Source organism: Iodidimonas sp. MBR-22 (genome assembly GCF_029946565.1).
GTDB lineage: Bacteria > Pseudomonadota > Alphaproteobacteria > Sphingomonadales > Rhodothalassiaceae > Iodidimonas > Iodidimonas nitroreducens.
Genome location: NZ_JARKVQ010000007.1, coordinates 112,224 through 134,539, shown reverse-complemented (window position 1 = coordinate 134,539; position 22,316 = coordinate 112,224). Strand labels below are relative to the sequence as shown.

Sequence of the window (22,316 nt, the reverse complement as noted above, 5' to 3'; positions counted from 1 at the left end):
GCCAATCAGGCGCCGATGTCCGGATCGATGGATTTTACGGCATCAACAAGGCCGCGTACGGCATCAACGGATTTATCGAACATGGCCTTTTCATCATCAGCCAATTGCACTTCAACCACGCGCTCGACCCCGCCTGCGCCAATCACCACCGGCACACCCACATAAAGGTCATTCACCCCATATTGGCCGGTGAGATGCGCCGCTGCGGGCAGCACGCGCTTTTTATCCTTCAGATAGCTATCGGCCATTTCGATGGCCGCCGAAGCCGGAGCATAGAATGCCGAACCGTTTTTCAAAAGCTTGACGATTTCCGCCCCGCCATCGCGGGTGCGCTGAACGATGGCATCGATCTTTTCCTGGCTCGACCAGCCCATTTTGATCAGATCGGGAACCGGGATGCCCGCCACCGTCGAATAGCGGATCAGGGGGGCCATGGTATCGCCATGCCCGCCCAGCACGAAGGCGGTCACATCCTCAACCGAAACATCAAATTCCTGTGCCAGAAACAGGCGGAAACGCGCGCTATCAAGAACGCCCGCCATGCCCACCACCTTGTGATGCGGCAGGCCGGTAATTTCGCGCAGGGCCCAAACCATCACATCCAGCGGATTGGTGATGCAGATCACAAAGGCATCGGGGGCATGGGCCTTGATCCCTTCACCCACCGCCTTCATCACCTTGATATTGATTTCCAGAAGATCATCGCGGCTCATGCCCGGCTTGCGAGCCACACCGGCGGTGACGATCACCACATCGGCGCCTGCGATATCCTTATAATCCTGCGTGCCCTTGAACACACCATCAAAGCCCTCGATCGGGCCGGATTGCGCCAGATCCAGCGCCTTTCCTTGCGGCAGACCTTCAACGATATCGAAAATGACGACATCGCCAAATTCTTTCAAAGCGGCGAGATGGGCCAGCGTGCCGCCGATATTGCCACCGCCGATAAGTGCGATTTTGGACTTTGCCATAGGATGCCTGCTCCTTCGGTCATGCAATCCTTGAATAGGATCGCCAAGAGTGAGAGAGGGCAATCACCGAACCCCGGGCACCCTCATGCGCTGAACTGCGTTTTCAAGCCGGGTTCCTAGCGCGATTTCGCCCCATACACAAGAGGATGTGGCATGTTTGTCAGTCGCATTTCCGCGAGCGGACCGTGTAGCCGCTTTTGCCACATAGCGCTTTCAAGCCGGGCGCGACGGATCTATGATCTTGAGGATTGAAAATATGAAAAAAACGCACGCCAAAAGCCCATCATATCACAGCCCCAACACACAGGGGTCCATCTCGTGAAGGGCCGAAGCGTGGGAAAGAGTGGATCCCGGGTCTGCGCCCGGGATGACGATATTCGTGGCCCGGGATGACAAGTTTTGGAACGTCACCCCCACCCCGCGTCACCCCGGCCCCCGAGCCGGGGTCCATCTCGTGAAGGGCTGGGCACGCCAAAGATGGATTCCGGGTCAAGCACAGAATGACGATTGTGAGGGTCTGCGCCCGGGATGACGAAAAAAAAGGCCCAGGGTGACGATAGGCGCGGGCATCCAGAGCCATCTTTTGTCCATAAGCTTAACATCTGATGCCCCGATTTTCAATATGCTCGGCTTGCCTGAAGCGATCCATGCCCACGTTTCAGATAATCTTCAGATTGCATTTCCAGAAGGCGCGAGACCGTGCGTTCAAATTCAAAGGCGCCATCGCCAGCCACATAAAGCTTTTCGGGTGGGGCCTCGGCCGAGGCCAATAGCTTCACATTCTGCTCATATAAAACATCGATCAGGGTATTGAACCGCTTGGCTTCATTGCGCTTTGACGCCCCCATGATCGGAATGGCCACGATGATGAGGGTGTGAAAACTGCGGGCAATCGCCAGATAATCCGCCGCCCCCAAAGGCTTTTCACACAGGCGTTTGAAGGAAAAAACCGCCACGCCCTTGCAGGCTTTGGGCACGAAAATCTCGCGCCCCATCACCTCGACCGTGCCGGTGGGCACATCCTGAGGATTATCGACATCGCGATCAGTCAAGCGAAAAAATACGCGCCGCAAAGCCATGGTGCTCGCTTCATTCACCGGGCTGAGCCAGGTATCAAGGCCGCGCATCCGTTCCAGCCGATAATCGGTGGGGCCATTCAACCCCAAGACATCGAAACGTTCCTTGAGCATGGCGATCACCGGCAGAAAAAGCTGACGATTGAGCCCATCCTTATAGAGATCATCAGGGGGGCGGTTCGATGTGGCAACGATCACCGTGCCTTCATCGAGCAGGGCCTTGAACAATCGCCCCAAAATCATCGCATCCGCCACATCGGTGACATGAAATTCATCAAAACACAAAACGCAAGCCTCGCACGCCAGAGCTTTGGCAACGGGCGGGATGGGATCGTCGGATTGACCATCTGTGCCTTTGTCATAGCCCTGGGCCTTGCGCGCCTCAGGGGTCATCTTGCGCCAGTCATCAAGACGCCGGTGCACATCCTGCATGAACTCATGAAAATGCACCCGGCGCTTTTGCCTGACCGGCGCGGTGGCAAAAAACAGATCCATCAGCATGGATTTGCCGCGCCCCACACCACCCCACAGATAAAGCCCGCGCGGGGGGGCCTTTCGCCTGCGGCCAAACAGCCTGCTCAAGAATCCCCGGTCGGGAATGGCGCAATCAAAACCGATCAGCATCTTGTGCAAAGCATCGAGATGCGCCACCACCTCGGCCTGGCCGGGATCGGGGCGCACCTCATTGCGGGCGCGCAAAGTGTCATACACATCCTGGGGGCCTTCGCCCAAGCCTTCAACCCAAGCCAGATCGTTCACGGCTTGGCCACCGGGATCATTTGATCGGCCTGATCGCTTTCATCCGATAAGCCCACCAGCGCGCGGGCAAAGCTATCGGCATCGAAGGGGCGCAGATCATCAACCGCTTCACCCACGCCCACAGCATGAATGGGCAGGCCAAAGCGTTCGGCCACAGCCACCAGAACCCCGCCCTTGGCCGAGCCATCGAGCTTGGTCATGATCATGCCGCTGATATCGGCGACTTCGCTGAAAACCTGCACCTGATTGAGGGCATTCTGCCCGGTGCTGGCATCAAGCACGATCAGCGTATCATGGGGCGCGCTGGCATCTTTTTTTCGGATCACCCTCACGATTTTAGCCAGTTCATCCATCAGTTCCGTGCGATTTTGCAGCCGCCCTGCGGTATCGATGAGCAAAATATCCGCACCTTCGGCTTCGGCCCGGCTCATCGCTTCAAAAGCAAGGCCCGCAGGATCGCCCCCCAGTTTCGTGGTCACCACCGGGCAGCCGGTGCGCGCCCCCCAGATCTGTAATTGTTCGATCGCCGCCGCGCGAAAGGTATCGCCCGCCGCCAGCATCACCGATTGGCCATTGTCGCGAAATTGCCGGGCCAGCTTGCCGATGGTGGTGGTTTTCCCCGCGCCATTCACCCCCACCATTAAAATCACATGGGGCTTGTGCCCGCCTTCAAGCGACAAGGGCCTGGCCACAGGCTGCAAAATCTGCCTGATCCGCGCGGCCAGCGCTGCGCGCACCTCGGCGGCGGAGATATCCTTGCCAAACCGATCGCGGCGCAGATCATCCGCCACTTTCGCGGCCACGGAAACCCCCAGATCGGCGGTGATCAGCAGATCTTCCAGTTCCTCAAGCGCGGCATCATCCAGCCGCCTTTTGGTGAAAATATCCCCGATACCGCTGGAAATCGCCCCCGTAGAGCGCTTCAAGCCTGCGGTCAGCCTTTTGAGCCAGGATGTCTTGGCCTCGGTCATTTCACCCCCATCATCTGTTGAACGCGGCCCCGAAGCACGCCATGGAGCACGCCATCCTCGCGTCTGTCGATCACCACGGCGATGATCGTGCCCGCCGCATGATCCCCCTGCATCCGCACCGGGGCAAAGCCTTCGGAATGGCCCATGGCCCATGGCCCATTCGGGCCGGACCCGGTTTTTTCCACCAGCACCATGAGGGTTTTTCCCACGCAATCCGCATAATAGCGATCAACCTGCGATTCCCCCAGCGCCCGCAGGCGGGCCGCCCGTTCCTTGCGCACCGGCACATCCACCTGCGGCATCCGCGCCGCCGGGGTGCCAACCCGTTCGGAATAGGGAAACACATGCAGCCATGTGAGATCGCACGCTTCCACCAGTTTCAGGCTATTTTGGAACATCGCTTCGCTTTCGGTAGGAAAGCCGGTGATGATATCGGCCCCGAAAACAATCTCGGGCCGATGGGCGCGCACCGATTGGCAAAAGGCGATGGCATCTTCCCGGCTGTGGCGGCGCTTCATCCGCTTTAAGATCATATTATCGCCCGCCTGCAGGCTGAGATGCAGATGCGGCATCAAGCGGGGTTCCGAGATCAGCGCCTCGAACAAAGGGGCATCCACCTCGATGGAATCGATGGACGAAATGCGCAAGCGCGGCAGATCGGGCACATGCTTTAAAATCTGCTGTACCAGCCGCCCCAAGGGGGGCGTGCCGGGCAGATCGCCGCCCCAGCTTGTGATATCCACACCCGATAAAACCACTTCGCCATAGCCATGATCCACCAGCCGCTTGATCTGTTCAACCACCTCACCGGCGGGAACCGAGCGGGAATTGCCCCGGCCATAGGGGATGATGCAAAAGGTGCAGCGATGATTGCAGCCATTCTGGATCTGCACGAACGCCCGCGCTTTTTCACGGAAGCCATCAATCAGATGCCCCGCCGTTTCCTCGACCGAGAAAATATCATTGACCAGAAGCCGTTCCGCCGTGCCCTTCGCCAGATCGACAAAGCTTCTAGGCCGCATTTTTTCGGCATTGCCCAGCACATGATCCACATCGGGCATATCGAGAAACATTTTTGGATCGATCTGCGCCCCGCAGCCGGTGACGATCAGGCGGGCATCGGGCCGCGCCCTTTTGGCCCGGCGGATCGCCTGCCGCGCCTGCCGCATCGCCTCGGCGGTCACAGCGCAGCTATTGATAATCACCACATCCTCGAGCCCGGCGGCGATGGCATTCTCGCGCATAACTTCGGATTCATAGGCATTGAGCCGACAGCCAAAGGTGATGATTTCGGGTCCGGAATGATCAGTCATGAGCCAAACACCTTAGATCGACAGTACCCCGAAAGGCCGTGCGCACCGCCCCGGTCATCAGCACATGATCATCATCGGCCCAAAGGATCTGCAAAGGCCCGCCGGGCATCTCTACCCGGGCTGCCCGGGCCGCAAAGCCCCGGCGATGCGCCCCCACAAGGCTGGCGCAGGCCGCCGTGCCACAGGCCCGGGTAAGGCCCGCGCCGCGTTCCCATGTTCTGACCTTTAGATGATCAGGCGCGATGATGGTGACGAAAGACACATTGGTGCCTTCGGGAAAATCGGGGTGATGTTCAAGCCGGGCGCCGATCTCCGCCACATCCGGGGTGTTTTCATCCCATTTTTCAGGAGCCGGATTGAAAAACAGAAGATGCGGATTGCCCATGGAAAGGGCCGAAGGCGGCAACAGATCGCCTTCAATGATCGGCAAAGCATTAAGATCAAGATCGCGGGCCAGGGGAACAGCGCGCCATGAAAGACCGGGCCGCCCCATATCAACGGTGACCGCATCCCCCGCCCGGCGGGCCAGCAAAATGCCGGCACGGGTTTCGATCATCGCCTCATCCCGCCCCAGTTCATCCATCAAAATCTGCCCCACACAGCGGGTGGCATTGCCGCAGGCGGCCACATCCGAGCCATCGGCATTGCGGATTTCCATCAACAGATCGGCCTTATCCGATGGCCTTAATATGATCAGTTGATCGCAGCCAATGCCCTGATGGCGATCCGATAAAGCGCGCACGGTGGCGGGATCGAGGACCAGCGGGCTGTGCCGGGCATCGAACAGAATAAAATCATTGCCCAATCCGTGCATTTTCAGGAAAGGGCGATCATCGGGCTTTTGCTGGCTCATCATGCCGCCTTATATGGCTGCGATGGGGCATGAGTCCAGCACCCAAAAGGCCATGGCCCCCCCGATCATAAATGATCATAAAGCCACTCAGCCAAAGAGACGCGGCACGATCAGCCAGCAAACCCCCGTGATGATCAGTGCACCCAGAAGATTGAGCCGAAATCCGGCCCGCACCATATCCGGGATTTTGATCTGGCCGCTGGCATAAACAATGGCATTGGGGGCGGTGGCCACCGGCAGCATGAAAGCGCTGGACCCGGCGAGCGCTGCGGGCGCGGCAAGCAGGATGGGGGCAAGCCCGCTGATTTCGGCGATGGAGGCCAAAACCGGCACCAAAGCCGCCACCACCGCCGTATTACTGGTGAGTTCGGTGAGGAAAATGATCAGCAACACCACCGCGAGGATCAAAAACAGCACCGGATAAGACGCCAGAACCGAAAGCTGGCTCCCCAGATATTCCGCCAGCCCCGTAGAGCGGATGGCCGCGGCAAGGCTCAAGCCTCCGCCAAAGAGCAGGATCACCCCCCAGGGCAGGCGGCTGGCGCTGGGCCAATCCAGCAGGGCGGTGCCCCGCGCCGTCTTGCCCCCGGCGGGGACGAGAAACATCGCCAAAGCCCCGATGATGGCAATCCCCATATCCGATAGATAATGAAACCCCGGCAGTTCATTGAGCAACAACCGCAGGGCCCAGGCCAGGCCCACCAGCAGGAAAACCGCCGCTGTGCGCTTTTCCGCTTTGGTCATCGCCCCCAGGGCAGCCAATTGGTTTTCGACCACCGCCCGTCCGCCCCGCACATCTTTGGCATCAAAGCGAAAGCACAGCCGGGTCAAAACGAACCATGCACAAGGCAGCATCAGGGCCACCACCGGCAGCCCAAAGGCCATCCAAGCGATGAAGGAAATCTCAAGCCCCTGTGCCTCGCGCACGAAACCCACCACGAAAGCATTGCCCGGGGTGCCGATGATCGTGCCCAAACCGCCGATGGTTGCCCCCCAGGCAATGCCAAGCACCAGCGCAATCGCAAAAGGATGGGAGCCCGCGCGCGGCCCCAGAACAGTGCTGGCCACCATCAGCCCGATGGGCAGCATCATCAGGGTCGTGGCGGTATTGGATACCCACATCGATAACACCGCCGCCGCCAGCATGAAGCCAAAAATGAGGGAGGCCGGATGCGAACCCGATTGCGCCACGATGCTCAAAGCGATGCGTTGATGCAGCCCCCAGCGCTGCATCGCCATGGCCATGATGAAGCCGCCTAAAAGCAGATAAATCACCGGCTCGGAAAAAGGGCGCGAGGCTTCGGCCAGCGTGGTAACCCCGAACAGCGGCAGAACGACCAGCGGCAAAAGCGATGTGGCGGGCACGGGGATGGCTTCGGTCGCCCACCATGAAGCCATCCAAACAAGCAAAGCCACCACCACCCAGCCATCGGCCGAAAGGCCAGCGGGCGCGGGCAGCAGCCAAAGCAAAAGCGCCAAGAGCGGCCCCAAAACAAGGCCGATGCTTTGATAAAGGTGCCGGCCGCCGCTGTTTTCCGGGTTTTTCGCCTCGTCCGCCTGTGGATTTTCGCTCACGACACCCCCAAAGATGTATAGATGTTTCAAAAACCTAACAGACCGGGCCAAAGGTGCAAGCCTCTCTCATCGGGCATTCATGAGGGCGCTTTGCAAAAACCCGCCAGATGCTGAGGATTGATGCATCCAGAGAACGCTCCATAATGAGCCACCCTGAAAAAGCAAAAGGCTTCATCTTATGATCGCATTATCCGCCCTTCTCGCCACAGCCACGGGGGCGATCTGCCCGGATGGGGTGATGCATCTGGATGCCCCGGATGATTGGCTACAGGGCCGCACCCTTTATGGCGGGCTTTCCGCGGCGCTGAGCTATGTCACCGCGCGGCACAAGCTGGGGGATGATCTTCCTTTGCGTTCGGCGCAGGTGGCGTTTATCGGCCCGGCGCAGGGGGCTCTCAGCCTCCGCCCGCAAATCCTGCGGCGGGGGCGTTCGGTGAGCTTTTTATCCGTCGATCTTGTGGGGGATCAGGGATTGGCCACCCGCACCGCCTTTTGCTTTGGGGCCGCCCGCCCATCGGCCAAAGCGGTGGCCCTGCCGCCGATGCCCGATGTGCCTGCCCCCGAAAGCCTCGCCGCCGTGCCGCTGATCGAGGGGGCCCCCGCCTTCATCCGGCATTTCGATCTGCGCATGGCCAAGGGATCCTTTGACAATCAGGCCGATATGCTGATCTGGCTGCGCCACAAGGATGAAAGCCTGTGGAGCGATGACGGTGGGGTGGACCCGATCTTTTCCCTGCTGGCTTTGGCCGATGCCCTGCCCCCCGCGATCATCATGGGCAAGGGGCCGATGATCCCGGTCAGCTCCATGACATGGCAGATCAACCCGTTGACGCCCGCGCCCATAACCCGCGATGGCTGGTTCTTGATGCGCTCAAGGGCTGAAAATGCCGCCGATGGCTATTCCAGCCAAGCGATGACAACCTGGGCACGCGATGGCCGGGCCGTGCTTTCAGCCCAACAAAGCATTGCCATTTTCGGCTGAAGCCCGCCCCATTGGCGCATTGACTTTGCAGGTGAAAGGGACTAACAAACGCCCTGTTCGGCTCTTTTTTCACTGTGCTTCATGGTGGCGGCGGCGAACACACAGCTTTAAAACCCGGCTTAAACGCTGGGCCCTTTGGATGGTTTATCCGGGGTCTCCACCAGTCAGCGAGGATTCGCCCACTGGTGCTGTCTCCTTTTGTGGATACATCTGGCGGGATGCAGGATGGATATGTGGCACGATGTTTGAGTCTTTAAGCGATCGCCTGTCCGGCGTTTTTGACAAGCTCAAAAAACGCGGCGCCCTGTCGGAGGCAGATGTCTCGGCGGCGATGCGCGAAGTGCGCGTGGCGCTTTTGGAAGCCGATGTCGCCTTGCCGGTGGTCAAGGATTTCATTGCTAAGGTCAGCGAAAAATCCATCGGCCACGCCATTCTGAAATCGGTTACGCCGGGCCAGCAGGTCATCAAGATCGTTCATGATGAATTGATCGCCATGCTCGGCGGTGGCGAGGATGAAGCCGATAGCCCCGGCGGCTTTGGCGGCCAGACCCTGCCGCTTTTGGGCGTGCCGCCGGTGCCGGTTCTGATGGTGGGGCTGCAAGGCTCGGGGAAAACCACGAGCACCGCCAAAATCGCCAAAAGGCTGAGCGAAAAAGATCATAAGCGCGTCCTGATGGCGTCTCTCGATACCCGTCGTCCGGCAGCACAGGAACAATTGCGGGTGCTGGGCGAGCAGATCGGGATCAAAACCCTGCCGGTGATCGAAGGCCAGATGGCTGTTGATATCGCCCGCCGTGCGATGGAAGCGGCGCGCCTTCAGGGCTTTGACGTGGTGATGCTCGATACCGCCGGGCGGATGCATGTGGATGATGATCTCATGCGCGAGGTGATCGCCGTGCGCGATCAGGTGAAGCCGGTGGAAACCCTGCTGGTCGCCGATGCCCTCACCGGTCAGGATGCGGTCTCGGTGGCCCGATCCTTTGATGAGCGGCTGGGGATCACCGGCGTTGTGCTGTCGCGCATGGATGGCGATGGGCGCGGCGGGGCGGCGCTGTCGATGCGGGCGATCACCGGCAAGCCGATCCGCCTGATCGGCACCGGCGAAAAGCCCGATGCTCTTGAAGCCTTTCACCCCTCCCGCATTGCCGGCCGGATTCTGGGCATGGGCGATGTGGTCTCTTTGGTGGAGCGGGCGGCAGAAACCATCGAAGCCGATGATGCCGAACGCATGGCCGCCAAAATGCGCAAGGGCCAGTTCGATCTGGATGATCTGCGCAGCCAATTACGCCAGATGAAAAAAATGGGCGGCATGAAGGGTTTGATGTCGATGCTGCCAGGCATGGGCAAATTGACCAAAGGCGCCCCCAAGCTGGATGACAAGGTTCTGGGTCGGCAGGAAGCCATCATCTGCGCCATGACCCCAAAAGAACGCCGCGATGCGCGGGTGCTCAATGCCTCGCGCAAACGGCGGATCGCCGCCGGTGCCGGCGTGAGCGTTCAGGATGTCAACAAGCTGCTGAAAATGCATCAGCAGATGTCTGGCATGATGAAAAAAATGTCGAAAATGGGAAAAAAGGGCGGCCTGCCATCGCTCCCCGGAATGGGGAACGCCATGGGGGGTATGAGCGGCATGGGCGGTGGCGCCCAAGGTCTTCCGCCCGGATTTTCCGATGCCCTGTCGGGTGGCAAGAGCGGCGGATTGCCGCCCGAGCTTGCGGCCCTTTTGAACAAGAAAAAATGATTACCATCTCAAGAAAGGACTGATCTTATGTCACTTGCTATTCGTCTTGCCCGCAGCGGCGCCAAAAAACGCCCCTATTACCGTATCGTGATTGCCGATAGCCGCAGCCCCCGCGATGGCCGCTTCATCGAAAAGGTGGGCACCTACAATCCCCTGCTGCCCAAAGACGATAACAACCGCATCATCTTACTTGAAGAACGCATCAAGCATTGGATCGGCGAAGGCGCGAAGCCGACCGATCGTGTGAGCCGTTTTCTGGAACAGGCGGGCATCACCGAGAAGAAGGGTGATCGCAAGAACCTGAAAAAAGGCGCACCGGGCAAGAAAGCGGTGGAGCGGGTTGAAGAACGCAACAAACGCGCCGCAGAAGCCGCTGCTGCTGCCGCGGCTGCCGCTCCCGCCGAAGACGGCGCTGCCGATACGGCTGAAGCCTGAGGCTTGAGAAAAGGCGATGGCGCATGGCGACCCCGGATCATCCCCCATCACAGCGTATCTGCCTTGCCGCCCTTGCGGGCGCGCATGGCGTGCGCGGTGCGGTGCGGCTGAAAGCCTTCACCGATGATCCGGCGGCGATCACGCGCTATGGCCCCCTTTATTTGGGTGACAGCAATCGCCAGATCGAATTGCGCCTGCTGTCTCCGGTGAAAGGGGGATGGACGGCCGCGATCACGGGCATTCATGATCGCGATGCGGCTCAGGCTTTATCGGGTACCCGGCTTTATATTGATCGGGCGCTTTTAGATGCCGCAGCGGATGCAAAAGGCCCCAATGCCGATGCACCCGACTCCCCAGCCGATACCAGAGAATCGAGTGATAGCGAATCGGATGACAGCTATTTTCTGGTTGATCTGATCGGGCTGAAGGCGCAAGCGCCGGATGGCCGTGATCTGGGGATGGTGCGGGCAGTGCATGATTTTGGTGGCGGCGATCTTCTGGATATCAGCTTACACGAAGCCGCACCGGGGCTTGGAAAATCCATTTTGATCCCCTTTGATCGCCAGTTCGTGCCGGAGGTTGCCCTAAAAGCGGGCTATCTCGTGCTTGATCTGGCGGCATGGCTGGCTTTGCAAAGCGATCATGGCCCGGAAACTGATAGATGAGTTGGGGCCGATGAGTTGGGTCGCGCAAATTCTGACGCTGTATCCGCAAATGTTTCCCGGGCCTTTGGGGCACAGTTTGGCCGGAAAAGCATTGGACGATGGGCTTTGGGCGATAGAAACACTGGACATTCGCGATTTTGCGAGTGATAAACACCGCTCTGTAGACGATACGCCCGCGGGCGGTGGTCCTGGAATGGTGCTTCGGCCCGATATTCTGGGGGCTGCCATCGATGCGGCGCGTTTGCATGCGGAACCGGATTGGCCATTGGTCTTTCTCAGCCCGCGCGGTCGGCCTTTTGATCAGGCCATGGCGCGGGAATGGGCGGGATGCGGTGGCATAACCATGCTGTGCGGCCGATTCGAAGGGGTTGACCAGCGGGTGATCGATCAACGAAAGCTGACGGAAATCAGCCTTGGCGACTTTATCCTTTCAGGGGGAGAACCAGCGGCCATCGCCATGCTGGATGCGGTGGTCAGGTTGTTGCCGGGCGTGATGGGCAAGCACCAAAGCGCTGAAGATGAAAGTTTCGAGCGGGGACTTTTAGAGTACCCGCACTATACCCGTCCCCAGATATGGGAGGGGCACGAGATACCGGCGGTGCTCAATTCCGGGCATCACGGGAAGATTGCCGAATGGCGACTTAAAAAAGCGGAAGACGTGACCCGCTTATGTCGGCCGGATCTCTGGTCGACCTATGAGCGACGTCATAAAACATGAAAGGTCATGTAGAATGAACGTCATCGAGAAACTTGAACTGGCTGAAATCGAAAAGCTGACAGCCGGCAAAACCATTCCCGATTTCCAGGCTGGCGACACCATCAAAGTGATGGTGAAGGTGGTCGAAGGCGAACGCGAACGCCTGCAGCCCTTTGAAGGTCTGTGCATTGCGCGCAATGGCGGGGGCATCAATGCCTCTTTCACCCTGCGCAAGATTTCCTTCGGTGAAGGGGTTGAGCGGATTTTCCCGCTTTATTCCCCGATTCTGGATTCGATCACATTGCTGCGTCGTGGCCGTGTGCGTCGCGCCAAGCTTTATTATCTGCGTGGCCGGACCGGTAAATCCGCCCGGATCGCCGAACGCAAGGATTGGCGCCATAAACCCAAGGGCAAAGCGAAAGCGGCTGCGGCTGCCAGCGATGCACCAACGCAGGCAGAATGATCCAGCGGCCCTTGTGGCGGGTTGAAATGCGGGCGGTGCATTCGGTGCGCCGCCCTTTTTCATTTGGCGCAGTCATTGAGCGCGCCCTTCTGAAGAAAACCCGCATGCGCATTGTGCACCGCAAGGCTTGCGAATCTTTCAAGATCATGGGATAGGAGCGCCGCATCCATCTTTTTTGCGGTGCTTTTTAGAGCGAAAATTTCACAACAGGAGCAAAGCGCGATGAGCTATCGCCTTGCCGTTATTGGCGCCACCGGCCTTGTGGGCCAGGAAATGCTGAATATTCTGGCAGAGCGGGATTTTCCCGCCTCAGAAATCGTCCCTTTGGCATCACGCAAATCCTTAGGCCAGGATGTCATGTATGGGGATCGAAAACTGAAGGTGAAGGCGCTCGATACGTTCGATTTCACCGGCATCGATATTGCGCTCTTTGCCGCCAGCGGCGACGTGGCTGCGGAATATGCCCCGAAAGCCGCCGCCGCCGGGGCCGTGGTGATCGATAACAGCTCGCATTTCAGGATGGATCCGGATGTGCCGCTGATCGTGCCGGAAGTGAATGCCGATGCCCTGGCTGGCTATAGGAAAAAGAACATCATCGCCAATCCCAATTGCTCCACCGCCCAGCTTGTGGTGGCTTTGAAGCCTTTGCATGATGCCGCCAAAATCAAGCGGGTGGTGGTGTCCACCTATCAATCGGTTTCAGGGGCGGGGAATGAAGCATCAGACGAATTATTCAGCCAGACCCGGGCCATTTTCGTCAATGATCCCATCGAACCGGTTAAATTCACCAAGCAGATCGCTTTCAATGTGATCCCCCATATCGATCGCTTTCTGGATGACGGCTCCACGAAAGAAGAGTGGAAAATGACGGTGGAGACGCAAAAAATTCTCGATCCCGCCATCGCGCTGATCGCCACCTGCGTGCGGGTGCCGGTTTTCATCGGCCATTCCGAAGCCGTTTTCGTGGAATTTGAAAACGACATCACCCCCGGCACGGCGCGGAAAATCCTGCGCGAAGCGCCGGGTTGTCTGGTCATCGATAAGCGCGAAGATGGCGGCTATATCACCCCGGTGGAATGCGCCGGTGATTTTGCCACCTTCATTTCCCGGATTCGCCGCGATCCTACGGTAAAGCACGGCCTCAGCCTTTGGGTTGTCTCGGATAATCTGCGCAAGGGGGCGGCGCTCAATGCCGTTCAGATCGCCGAAAGCCTGATCGCCCGGCATCTGAAAAAAGACGCCTGATCAGGCTAAAAACATCATGAGGTGCGGATCATCAACGACGGGCGATGATCCACACCGCATGAATGATCCCGGGGATATAGCCAAACAGAGTGAGGATGATATTCAGCCAGAAATGCATCCCCAGCCCCACTTGCAAAAACACCCCCACGGGGGGCAAGAGAATCGCGAAGATCAGCCGGACGATATCCATGATGGGCCTTGCTCCTGATCTGATCGTTTGTCATCAGATAAATTTCTGACCGACCACCCCCGCGCCAATGGCGAGGATTAACCCCCAAAGATATTTGGTTTTTTCATTTTTTTACAAGCCATCTTTTTTAATCTTGACAATCATTCGCAATCGCATAAACATGAGGGCGTTCATGAGGTGCGATTGATGTATGTTTGCATTTGCAATGGTCTGACTGAAAAGCGCGTGCTGGCGGCTGCCCGTGAAACCGGGGAGCGGCGATCGGTGGGTGCCCTTTACAAAAAAATGGGCTGCAAGCCGCAATGCGGCATGTGCCTTACGCACGCTAAAACGATCATCAAGCAAGATGATTATGCCGCCAAAATCAGAGACAAAGCAGAGGATTGCGTGGAAGCGGCCATGGGCTTTGGCCATGGCGCCCCCGTCAGCCTTTGAAGATAGCTGATGCTGGCTCTTAATATCATTCGCAAGTAGCTGATTTTCAATAGAAAACTTGAAATACCCCGGGCTTTTGGTGCACAGTGCATCCATGGTCACCTCGCCCCTGTTCAACAGATGGGGCGGGCCACAGCACGATTATATCGCGAAGATATTATGAGCAGGAGAGCCGAGATGAAGGGCGATAAAAAGGTCATTGAGCATCTCAATGTCATTCTGAAAAATGAACTCACGGCGATCAATCAGTATTTCCTGCATTCCCGGATTTTGAAAGATCGCGGCCTGCATAAGCTGGGCGATTATGAATATCACGAATCCATCGATGAGATGAAACACGCCGATCGCCTGATCGAGCGCATCCTGTTTCTTGAAGGCCTGCCCAATCTGCAGCAGCTCAATCGCTTGCGCATCGGCGAAAATGTGCCGGAAATCCTGCAGGGCGATCTGGATCTGGAAATGGATGGCCATAAAGACCTGAAAGCCGCCATCGGCCATTGTGAAAAGGTCGAGGATTATGCTTCGCGCCAGCTTTTGCGCGAAATCCTCACGTCTGAAGAAGAGCATATCGATTGGCTGGAAACCCAGCTTCAATTGATCGAGGATACGGGCCTGCCCAATTATCTGCAAAGCCAGATGGGCGATCACGACGGCTGATCGAGCTGTAGGCCCAAAAAAATCAAGCTGCCTTCGTTCTTCATATGTTCATGATGCGCGTGGTCGGTTAGAGTGCCGCCATGCATGATGATGTCGCCAGCTTTCCTTCGCCTGATGTGATCCTCCCCGGCCTTCCCGCCATGGTGGTGGGAAGCCGTATGGCCTTACGGTCCGATGGCAAAGGGGGGCTGCAAAGCCTGAGCTTTGAAGACGCGGGCCGCGCCCTAGTGGAAAGCCCGCATCTTTTATGCAATCTGCCCCTGATCGCCCGGCGTTTACGGCTGCGCCAGATGCCCCCCCGGGCTGATCTTCAGGCCTATGATCTGCTTGAGCTTTTTGCCTTTGTCCGGCCCGCGCGCTTTACCCTGCCCACTTTATCCGGGCTGGCCCAAAGCCTGTCTTTGCCGCACAATGATCATCGGATCGCCGCCCCGGATGGCGGGCCGTTGGGACAGCAGATCGCCCTGATCGCCCCCATTGCCCAGCGCCTGATGGCCGATCTGGGGGCCGATACCTATCGCTGGAATAAAAGCGTAGGCGCCATCGCCCTCACCTTAGCCCGCGCCGGATGGCCATGGGGGCCGATGATTTTAGGGGCTTTAAGCCGCAATAAAGCCGCGAATGCTGGGGGCCAAACAGGCGTGGCGGTTTGGCAAAATCTGGCGGAATGGACGGATGGGCCACCGCCGCCGGCCCCTGCCGATCATGCGGTGAGCGCCGATGAAGCCGAACAGCAACTGGCCCGTATCATCCAGCATAATCTGGGCACGGGATCAGAGCCACGGCCCCAGCAGGTGGCCTATAGCCGGGCCATCAGCCATGCCTTTCATCCCCCCGAGGCAGAGAATGCCCCGAACATGACCCTGGCGGAAGCGGGCACCGGCACCGGCAAAACCCTGGGCTATATTGCCCCGGCCAGCCTGTGGGCGCAAAAAAATGCCGGGCCGGTATGGATTTCGACCTATACCAAGGCGCTGCAACGCCAGATCGATCAGGAATTAAGCCGCCTTTATCCCGATCCCAAGGAACGCAACAGCCGCACGGTGATTCGCAAGGGCCGCGAGAATTATGCCTGCCTTTTGAATATCGAGGATGCCGCCCGCATTTCCTTTTCAGGGGCGGCCACCGCGCGGGATTCGGTTTTGATGGGGCTGGTGCTGCGCTGGCTGGCCTATAGCCGCGATGGCGATATGATCGGCGGCGATTTTCCCAGTTGGCTTGGTGGGCATTTCGGTCAGGCCCGGCTCAGCGCGCTCACCGATCATCGGGGCGAATGCCTTTATTCCGCCTGCAGCCATTATCGCCGCTGCTTCATTGAACGGGCGGTGCGAAAATCCCGCCGGGCCGATCTGGTCATTGCCAATCATGCTCTGGTGATGACCCAGGCCGCCGCCCGGGATGGCGATCCCGATCTGCCGCGCCGCCTTGTTTTCGATGAAGGCCATCATGTGTTTGATGCCGCCGACAATGCCTTTTGTGCGCATCTTTCAGGGGCCGAAGGGGCTGATCTGCGGCGCTGGCTGCGCGGCCGGGAAACCGCCCATAAAGGCCGGGCGCGAGGCCTGATCACGCGCATCGAAGATCTGATCGGCGATGATCAGATGGCCCGCAATCATCTGGATGCGATTATTGAGGCGGCGCGCGCCCTGCCCGGCCCGGGTTGGCTACAAAGGCTATCAGGTGCCGCCCCGCGCGGCCCTTATGAACAGTTTCTGATGCATCTGCGAGCCCAGATTCTGCGCCGCAGCCATGATCGCCATGGCCCCCATGGGCTTGAATGCGGCACCGAAGACAGCCCCGCCGAATTGCTGGCCGCTGGCAATCTGCTGGCCCGCGCCCTTGATGCCCTGATGCAGCCGATGAAAGCACTGGCCGCCCGGCTTTTGGCCCTGCTGGATGAACAGGCGGCGAGCCTTGATAGCGCCAGCCGCGGACGGCTCGATGCCTCGGCCCGCTCGATCAGCTTGCGGGCGGAAAAGCTGGCGGCCTGGGCGCAGATGCTGCTTGATCTGCAAAAACCCGCCGATCCGGCTTTTGTCGATTGGCTGGCGCTGGATCGTTCGGATGGCCATGAACGCGATGTGGGGCTTTATCGCCATTGGCTCGATCCCTCCAAACCCTTTGCCAAAACGGTTCTGGAACCGGCCCATGGGGTTTTGATCACCTCGGCCACCCTGCGCGATCAGCAAACCGCCGCCGAGGACGGGGATTGGCAGCGGGCGGAAATGCGGGTGGGGGCATCGCATCTGGTTTTGCCGGCCCGGCGCTTTTCCACTGCATCGCCCTTTGATTATCAAAAACAGACACGGGTTTTGATCGTCAATGATCTGCAAAAAGGCGATCCGGGGCATCTGGCCACTGCCTATCGCGCCCTGTTTTTGGCCGCCCAGGGCGGGGCGCTGGGCCTGTTCACCGCCATTGCAAGGCTGCGCGCCGTTCATGATCGCATTCATCCAGTGCTCGAATCCCATGGCCTGCCGCTTTATGCCCAGCATATCGATCCCATGGATACCGGCACTTTGGTCGATCTGTTTCGGGCCGAGGAAGATGCCTGCCTTTTGGGCACCGATGCCGTGCGCGATGGGGTGGATGTGCCCGGCCATGCCCTGCGGCTGATTGTGTTTGATCGGGTGCCCTGGCCGCGCCCCACCCGCCTGCATAAAGCCCGGCGGGCGGCTTTTGGCGGCAGTCTTTATGATGATATGCTCACCCGGCTGAAGCTGTCTCAGGCTTTTGGCCGGCTGGTACGGCGCGCCGATGATCGCGGGCTGTTCATCCTGCTCGATGCCCAAACCCCGAGCCGCCTGCTCACCGCCTTTCCCCCGGGGCTTGAGGTCGCGCGCGTGGGGCTGGCCGAAGCCATTCGGATCACAACAGATTTCTTCCCGCGCCACGCCGCGCAAAAGCCCGATCAGGTGCCCTAAAACCCGCCGCCCGCCTTTTCATCAAAAGCGGCTCTTGCCTTGGCCTGCCACAGTTTCTAAGCTGCCCGCCGATTGCCCTTACGAACCCCTTTATTCACGTCCATGCCCCTGATCCTTGCTTGCTCTTCTTCATATCAAAAGGAAACTTCATGTCCACCATCAGCCCGCAAACTGCCCTCGTCTATGCCATGGTGCTGGTCTCGGCCTCTGATCGTCAGATGACCGATAGCGAATTGCGCCGGATCGGGGATCTGGTGCGCGCCCTGCCCGCCTTTGATGGCTATGATGAAAACAGCCTGGTGGATGATGCCAAAAGCTGTGCTGAAATCCTTGATGATGATGAAGGGCTCGATGCCGTTCTCGGCTTGATCGCCGAAGCCATTCCGGCCAGCCACAGCGATCTGATCTATGCCCTTGGCTGTGAAATTGCCGCTGCCGATGGCGCCTTGAGCCAGGAAGAACTGCGCTTTCTGGAAATGCTCCGGCATCGCTTTGCGGTGGACCGGCTGACCGCCGCTGCCATCGAGCGGGGTGTGGCTGCCCGGCGCAAAAGCTTTGAGATCAAGGGCTGAATTTCTTCTGAACAATCGCCTCATCCCCGGCGTTTATCATCGGCGTGGGATAACAGGAGGCAAAGATATGATCCATAAATTCGCGATGACGGCCATTCTATTGGCATCAGCCGCTCTGTTGGCGGGCTGCGATGCCGTGCCCGGCACGGATGCCTGGTGCAAGAAAATGAACGAAACAGCAAAATCCGACTGGTCTGCCGAAGATGCCAAAATCTATGCCGAAGAATGCGTGGTGAAACCGGCCAAGGATGCCGTGGATGATACCATCGACGATATCACCAACTGACCCAACGGGAACCCCGATGCGGCCCGGCTTTTATGATCCGGGCCGTTCATAAACCGCGCCTGCTGAGAAACGGGGCCTCGAAATCATAAAGGCTCAGCACATATGGGGTTTCATCGGGCGCGGGCATCAGGGGAAAATCAAGGGATGCGATGGCAATCTTGCGGTCATTCACCAAGGTCAGTTCGCCTTTCGAAATGGCAATCGATGGAATGAGGGTGATTTTTGCCAGATGCTGTCTTTGGGCTTCGCTGTCCACATCGATCAGATCGCGCAGCCGGGTGCCTTTGGTGAAATCGAGATGACGATCATTGACCACGCTTTTGAAAAGGGCTTTCACATCTTCACCCACGATATGGGCCACCATATCGCTGCCATCTTCAAGCACATGGCATAAAGTAAGCCGCGCGTGCCAGCCGGCCAGATCCTGGAAACGCAGATCCTTGCGGGTGGGCCGGGAATTTTGGCTCAAAAGCCGGCTCCACCACTCGATATAGGGATTGAGGGGCCCCAGATCGGGAATGGGATCATAGGCGGGGTAATAAAAAAACGCGGCCGTTCGGGCCAATGCCAATGCCTCCCCATCGATAAAAGACCCTTGCCCCTTATCTTACAAGATTTTTCAGACATTGACCAGCGCCAAGAAACCGGATTTCCGTCCGGTTTCCTCAGAACAGGTCCGCGCCATGCCCCTCAATGGGTGGTGATCGCCACCTTTAAAACACCATCTTTTTGCTGGGAAAACAGTTCATAGGCCGCCTCGATCTCATCCAGGTCAAAGCGATGGGTGACCAGCCCGCCGGTATCCACCCGCCCCATGGCCACCACATCCATCAGCCGCCGCATCCGTTCCTTGCCCCCCGGGCACAGGCTGGTGATAATCTTGTGATCGCCCAAACCCGCCAGAAAAGGCCCCAAAGGCAGCTTCAGATCCGCCGAATAAACCCCAAGGGATGACAAAGTACCCCCCGGCCGCAAAACCCGCAAAGCCGCTTCAAAAGTCGATTGCAGGCCCAAGGCTTCAATCGCCACATCAACCCCCCGGCCCCCGGTCAGCGCCATGATCGCATCCACCGGATCTTCGCGGTTAAAATCAATCACGTCATCCGCACCCATGCGTTTGGCCATGGCCATGCGTTCGGGCACGGTTTCAACGGCGATGATCCGGGTGGCCCCCATCATCCGCGCCCCTGCGGTAGCACAAAGGCCAATCGGCCCTTGGGCAAAAATGGCCACCTGATCGCCAATAGCGATCCCCGCCGATTGGGCACCCGCCAGCCCGGTGGAGAGAATATCGGGGCACATCAAAACCTGTTCATCGCTCAGCCCATCGGGAATGGGGGCAAGATTGGCCATGGCATCAGGCACCAGCAGATAATCGGCCTGCGCCCCATCCTGCGTATTGCCGATCCGCCAGCCGCCCAACGCTTTCCAGCCATGAGCCGTGCCCGCCCCGCATTGGGAATGAAATCCGTAAAGCGAGGCATTGGAATGGCCCGATGGCGTGATCGCCCCGGCAATCACCCTTTGGCCTTCTTCATAGCCCTTCACCATCGATCCCAGCTTTTCGATCACCCCCACCGGCTCATGGCCGATGGTGAGCCCCGGTTCCACGGGATATTCCCCCTTCATGATATGAATATCCGTGCCGCAAATGGTGGTGGTGGTGATCCGGATCAGGGCATCAAGGGGGCCAATTTCGGGGATCGGCTTTTCATCGAGCACAATCCGTCCGGGTTCGACGAAAATGGCGGCTCTCATTTTGGCGGTCATGGTGCGTCCTTTCATCATCGGTCCTATCAAGGCATCATCACGCTATACTCTCGTAAAATGTGCTCTCATGCCTTGACCGAGATCAAATCCGCGATGAATGATCCCGCCTGTCGTCATTCTGGATTCTTTTCTTCATTCCGGGCTTGCCTGTCCCGGACTCCATCTCGTGAAGGGCTGAGGGTGGCAAAGAGTGGACCCCGGGTCTCCGCCCGGGGTGACGATTGAGGTATGCGAGGTGAGGATTAAAGATCAGGCCCCTAAACGCTTCATAAGCGCGTGCAGACATTGCGGATTTCCGAATAGAAATGAAGCGAAGCGGCGCCCCCCTCACGCCCGATGCCCGAGGCTTTCATCCCCCCAAAAGGCGTGCGCAGATCGCGGATCATCCAGCTATTCACCCATAAGGCCCCCACCCGGCGTTTGGACGCCACATGATGGGCACGGCCCATGTCCTTTGTCCAGATCGTGCCCGCAAGGCCATAGGGACTATCATTGGCGAGGGCGATGGCTTCATCCGCATCATCAAAAGGCATGATATGAGTGACCGGGCCGAAGACTTCTTCCTGCACCGGCACGCTTTTCTGTGAAAGCCCGGTCCAGACCGTGGGTTCCACCCATGCCCCCCCAATAAAGGGCGCGGGCATATCCGGGATCACCCCGCCGGCATGGACCTCGGCCCCGGCATCGCGCGCTGCCTTGAAATAGCCCAGCACCTTGTCGCGATGGCCATGGCTGCTCAAGGGCCCCAAGCGGGTGGCTTTATCCATGGGATCACCCGGGATGAAGCTTTTGGCGGCTTTGGTCATCGCCTCCACGGTGCGATCATAAATCGCCCGCTCCACATAAAGCCGTTCATTGCCCAGACAAATCTGTCCACAATTGAAAAAGGCGGCCATGGCTTCAGTGCGGATGGCGGCTTCAAAATCGCAATCGGCAAACAATATCCCGGCATTTTTACCCCCCAATTCAAGGGAAATATCACGGATGCCCATAGCGGCGGCTTTCATGATCGCTTCGCCGGTGCGGGTTTCGCCGGTGAAGGTGATGGCATCCACATCGGGATGGGCGGTGAGAAAGGCCCCCGCCGATCCAGGCCCAAAGCCATGCACCACATTATAAACCCCTTTGGGGATGCCTGCCGCCTTCATCACCTCACCCAAAAGGGCAGCGGTGGCAGGCGTTTCTTCCGAGGGCTTCACCACCACCGCATTGCCACAGATCAGCGCCGGGGCGACTTTCCAGGTCATCAGGATGAAGGGCAAATTCCACGGACAAATCGCCGCCACCACCCCTTTCGGGGTGCGCTCGGCCACATTCATCGCCCGCCCGCCATCGGGGAGGCGGGTTTCAAAGCTTTCCAAAGGGGTCATCCGCCCCACTTCGGCAAAGGTTCGGAATTGTTCGGCAGCGCGGGGGATTTCCCCCATTTTCGCGGACATCAGGGGCTTGCCGGTATCGGCCATTTCGGCGGCCACGAAATCATCGAGCCGGGCGATGATCCCATCTGCGACCTTATGCAAAAGGGAGGCCCTGTCTTCAACCGTACTATCGCCCCAGGGCCCGTTCATGGCGGCCCGCGCTGCGGCCACGGCATCGGCAACATCGCCTTCACCGGCTTCGCTGACGATCGCCACCTTTTCCCCGGTGGCGGGGTTGATATCATCGAAATGGCGGGCGCTATCGCGATAATCGCCATCGATAAAATTCAAAATCCTGCGCAGATCGCTCATCGGATA

22 protein-coding genes are annotated in these 22,316 nt (G+C 58.7%); 12 read left to right on the top strand and 10 right to left on the bottom strand.

Annotated features, from left to right (window positions below; translation table 11 throughout):
* Window positions 1-5: 5 nt before the first annotated feature.
* The 6 genes from mdh to QK300_RS07335 form a co-directional block, all read right to left on the bottom strand.
* On the bottom strand, window positions 6-971 hold the full coding sequence (mdh, locus tag QK300_RS07360) for a malate dehydrogenase (protein ID WP_281301059.1): 966 nt from the start codon (window positions 969-971) through the stop codon (window positions 6-8).
* A gap of 617 nt (window positions 972-1,588) precedes the next feature.
* Entirely contained in the window at window positions 1,589-2,806 is a 1,218-nt protein-coding gene (gene zapE / locus QK300_RS07355; protein WP_281301058.1) for a cell division protein ZapE, read from the bottom strand.
* Entirely contained in the window at window positions 2,803-3,777 is a 975-nt protein-coding gene (gene ftsY / locus QK300_RS07350; protein WP_281301057.1) for a signal recognition particle-docking protein FtsY, read from the bottom strand. Before ftsY ends, zapE begins: the two co-directional genes overlap by 4 nt.
* A complete protein-coding gene (mtaB, locus tag QK300_RS07345; protein WP_281301056.1) occupies window positions 3,774-5,090 on the bottom strand; it encodes a tRNA (N(6)-L-threonylcarbamoyladenosine(37)-C(2))-methylthiotransferase MtaB in 1,317 nt (438 codons plus the stop codon). The genes ftsY and mtaB overlap by 4 nt, the downstream gene beginning before the upstream one ends.
* Entirely contained in the window at window positions 5,083-5,943 is an 861-nt protein-coding gene (gene dapF, locus QK300_RS07340; RefSeq protein WP_281301055.1) for a diaminopimelate epimerase, read from the bottom strand. Before dapF ends, mtaB begins: the two co-directional genes overlap by 8 nt.
* Window positions 5,944-6,030: 87 nt before the next feature.
* On the bottom strand, window positions 6,031-7,518 hold the full coding sequence (locus QK300_RS07335; protein ID WP_281301054.1) for a DASS family sodium-coupled anion symporter: 1,488 nt from the start codon (window positions 7,516-7,518) through the stop codon (window positions 6,031-6,033).
* 178 nt (window positions 7,519-7,696) lie between these two features.
* Here QK300_RS07335 and QK300_RS07330 point away from each other — a divergent pair, with 178 nt between their 5' ends.
* The 7 genes from QK300_RS07330 to QK300_RS07300 all read left to right on the top strand — a co-directional run bounded on the left by QK300_RS07330 (window position 7,697) and on the right by QK300_RS07300 (window position 13,746).
* The gene (locus QK300_RS07330; protein WP_281301053.1) at window positions 7,697-8,500 is read left to right on the top strand and encodes a thioesterase family protein; all 804 of its coding nucleotides are present in this window, start codon (window positions 7,697-7,699) and stop codon (window positions 8,498-8,500) included.
* Window positions 8,501-8,741: 241 nt separating this feature from the next.
* Window positions 8,742-10,241: a signal recognition particle protein gene (gene ffh / locus QK300_RS07325; protein ID WP_281301052.1), complete on the top strand. Its 1,500-nt coding sequence runs from the start codon at window positions 8,742-8,744 to the stop codon at window positions 10,239-10,241.
* 27 nt (window positions 10,242-10,268) lie between these two features.
* Window positions 10,269-10,676, top strand: a complete 408-nt coding sequence (rpsP, locus tag QK300_RS07320) for a 30S ribosomal protein S16 (protein ID WP_281301051.1) — start codon at window positions 10,269-10,271, stop codon at window positions 10,674-10,676.
* Window positions 10,677-10,699: 23 nt separating this feature from the next.
* Window positions 10,700-11,341, top strand: a complete 642-nt coding sequence (locus tag QK300_RS07315) for a PRC-barrel domain-containing protein (RefSeq protein ID WP_281301050.1) — start codon at window positions 10,700-10,702, stop codon at window positions 11,339-11,341.
* 10 nt (window positions 11,342-11,351) lie between these two features.
* Window positions 11,352-12,059, top strand: a complete 708-nt coding sequence (gene trmD / locus QK300_RS07310) for a tRNA (guanosine(37)-N1)-methyltransferase TrmD (protein ID WP_042087186.1) — start codon at window positions 11,352-11,354, stop codon at window positions 12,057-12,059.
* A gap of 13 nt (window positions 12,060-12,072) precedes the next feature.
* Window positions 12,073-12,501: a 50S ribosomal protein L19 gene (gene rplS / locus QK300_RS07305; RefSeq protein WP_042087138.1), complete on the top strand. Its 429-nt coding sequence runs from the start codon at window positions 12,073-12,075 to the stop codon at window positions 12,499-12,501.
* Window positions 12,502-12,723: 222 nt separating this feature from the next.
* Window positions 12,724-13,746, top strand: coding sequence for an aspartate-semialdehyde dehydrogenase (locus tag QK300_RS07300; RefSeq protein ID WP_281301048.1), 1,023 nt, complete (start codon window positions 12,724-12,726; stop codon window positions 13,744-13,746).
* 31 nt (window positions 13,747-13,777) lie between these two features.
* Here the strand turns inward: QK300_RS07300 and QK300_RS07295 are convergent, their stop codons facing one another.
* Window positions 13,778-13,936 carry a YqaE/Pmp3 family membrane protein gene (locus QK300_RS07295; RefSeq protein ID WP_042087143.1) on the bottom strand — a complete coding sequence of 53 codons (159 nt, stop codon included), beginning with the start codon at window positions 13,934-13,936 and terminating at the stop codon, window positions 13,778-13,780.
* Between the two features lie 186 nt (window positions 13,937-14,122).
* Here QK300_RS07295 and QK300_RS13605 point away from each other — a divergent pair, with 186 nt between their 5' ends.
* The 5 genes from QK300_RS13605 (at window position 14,123) to QK300_RS07270 (ending at window position 18,810) form a co-directional block, all read left to right on the top strand.
* Window positions 14,123-14,371, top strand: a complete 249-nt coding sequence (locus QK300_RS13605; protein ID WP_150007230.1) for a (2Fe-2S)-binding protein — start codon at window positions 14,123-14,125, stop codon at window positions 14,369-14,371.
* 177 nt (window positions 14,372-14,548) lie between these two features.
* Window positions 14,549-15,028 (top strand): bacterioferritin, encoded by a 480-nt coding sequence (gene bfr / locus QK300_RS07285; RefSeq protein WP_281301046.1) that lies wholly within the window; start codon window positions 14,549-14,551, stop codon window positions 15,026-15,028.
* Between the two features lie 80 nt (window positions 15,029-15,108).
* Window positions 15,109-17,952, top strand: a complete 2,844-nt coding sequence (locus QK300_RS07280; RefSeq protein WP_281301045.1) for an ATP-dependent DNA helicase — start codon at window positions 15,109-15,111, stop codon at window positions 17,950-17,952.
* 149 nt (window positions 17,953-18,101) lie between these two features.
* Entirely contained in the window at window positions 18,102-18,524 is a 423-nt protein-coding gene (locus tag QK300_RS07275) for a tellurite resistance TerB family protein (protein WP_281301044.1), read from the top strand.
* 67 nt (window positions 18,525-18,591) lie between these two features.
* Window positions 18,592-18,810, top strand: coding sequence for a DUF3012 domain-containing protein (locus QK300_RS07270; protein WP_281301043.1), 219 nt, complete (start codon window positions 18,592-18,594; stop codon window positions 18,808-18,810).
* A 46-nt stretch (window positions 18,811-18,856) separates the two neighbouring features.
* Here the strand turns inward: QK300_RS07270 and QK300_RS07265 are convergent, their stop codons facing one another.
* The 3 genes from QK300_RS07265 to QK300_RS07255 form a co-directional block, all read right to left on the bottom strand.
* Window positions 18,857-19,375 (bottom strand): hypothetical protein, encoded by a 519-nt coding sequence (locus QK300_RS07265; RefSeq protein WP_281301042.1) that lies wholly within the window; start codon window positions 19,373-19,375, stop codon window positions 18,857-18,859.
* A 125-nt stretch (window positions 19,376-19,500) separates the two neighbouring features.
* Entirely contained in the window at window positions 19,501-20,580 is a 1,080-nt protein-coding gene (locus QK300_RS07260) for an NAD(P)-dependent alcohol dehydrogenase (protein ID WP_281301041.1), read from the bottom strand.
* 266 nt (window positions 20,581-20,846) lie between these two features.
* Complete coding sequence (locus QK300_RS07255; protein WP_348651847.1) at window positions 20,847-22,301, bottom strand: 2-hydroxymuconic semialdehyde dehydrogenase; 1,455 nt, start codon at window positions 22,299-22,301, stop codon at window positions 20,847-20,849.
* Window positions 22,302-22,316 lie beyond the last annotated feature (15 nt).

Bases quoted from the DNA above. Each gene is read 5' to 3' on its own strand.
- mdh (WP_281301059.1), bottom strand. From the start codon at position 971: ATGGCAAAGTCCAAAATCGCACTTATCGGCGGTGGCAATATCGGCGGC.
- ftsY (WP_281301057.1), bottom strand. From the start codon at position 3,777: ATGACCGAGGCCAAGACATCCTGGCTCAAAAGGCTGACCGCAGGCTTG.
- mtaB (WP_281301056.1), bottom strand. From the start codon at position 5,090: ATGACTGATCATTCCGGACCCGAAATCATCACCTTTGGCTGTCGGCTC.
- dapF (WP_281301055.1), bottom strand. From the start codon at position 5,943: ATGAGCCAGCAAAAGCCCGATGATCGCCCTTTCCTGAAAATGCACGGA.
- QK300_RS07330 (WP_281301053.1), top strand. From the start codon at position 7,697: ATGATCGCATTATCCGCCCTTCTCGCCACAGCCACGGGGGCGATCTGC.
- ffh (WP_281301052.1), top strand. From the start codon at position 8,742: ATGTTTGAGTCTTTAAGCGATCGCCTGTCCGGCGTTTTTGACAAGCTC.
- rpsP (WP_281301051.1), top strand. From the start codon at position 10,269: ATGTCACTTGCTATTCGTCTTGCCCGCAGCGGCGCCAAAAAACGCCCC.
- QK300_RS07315 (WP_281301050.1), top strand. From the start codon at position 10,700: ATGGCGACCCCGGATCATCCCCCATCACAGCGTATCTGCCTTGCCGCC.
- trmD (WP_042087186.1), top strand. From the start codon at position 11,352: ATGAGTTGGGTCGCGCAAATTCTGACGCTGTATCCGCAAATGTTTCCC.
- rplS (WP_042087138.1), top strand. From the start codon at position 12,073: ATGAACGTCATCGAGAAACTTGAACTGGCTGAAATCGAAAAGCTGACA.
- QK300_RS07300 (WP_281301048.1), top strand. From the start codon at position 12,724: ATGAGCTATCGCCTTGCCGTTATTGGCGCCACCGGCCTTGTGGGCCAG.
- QK300_RS07295 (WP_042087143.1), bottom strand. From the start codon at position 13,936: ATGGATATCGTCCGGCTGATCTTCGCGATTCTCTTGCCCCCCGTGGGG.
- QK300_RS13605 (WP_150007230.1), top strand. From the start codon at position 14,123: ATGTATGTTTGCATTTGCAATGGTCTGACTGAAAAGCGCGTGCTGGCG.
- bfr (WP_281301046.1), top strand. From the start codon at position 14,549: ATGAAGGGCGATAAAAAGGTCATTGAGCATCTCAATGTCATTCTGAAA.
- QK300_RS07280 (WP_281301045.1), top strand. From the start codon at position 15,109: ATGCATGATGATGTCGCCAGCTTTCCTTCGCCTGATGTGATCCTCCCC.
- QK300_RS07275 (WP_281301044.1), top strand. From the start codon at position 18,102: ATGTCCACCATCAGCCCGCAAACTGCCCTCGTCTATGCCATGGTGCTG.
- QK300_RS07270 (WP_281301043.1), top strand. From the start codon at position 18,592: ATGATCCATAAATTCGCGATGACGGCCATTCTATTGGCATCAGCCGCT.
- QK300_RS07260 (WP_281301041.1), bottom strand. From the start codon at position 20,580: ATGACCGCCAAAATGAGAGCCGCCATTTTCGTCGAACCCGGACGGATT.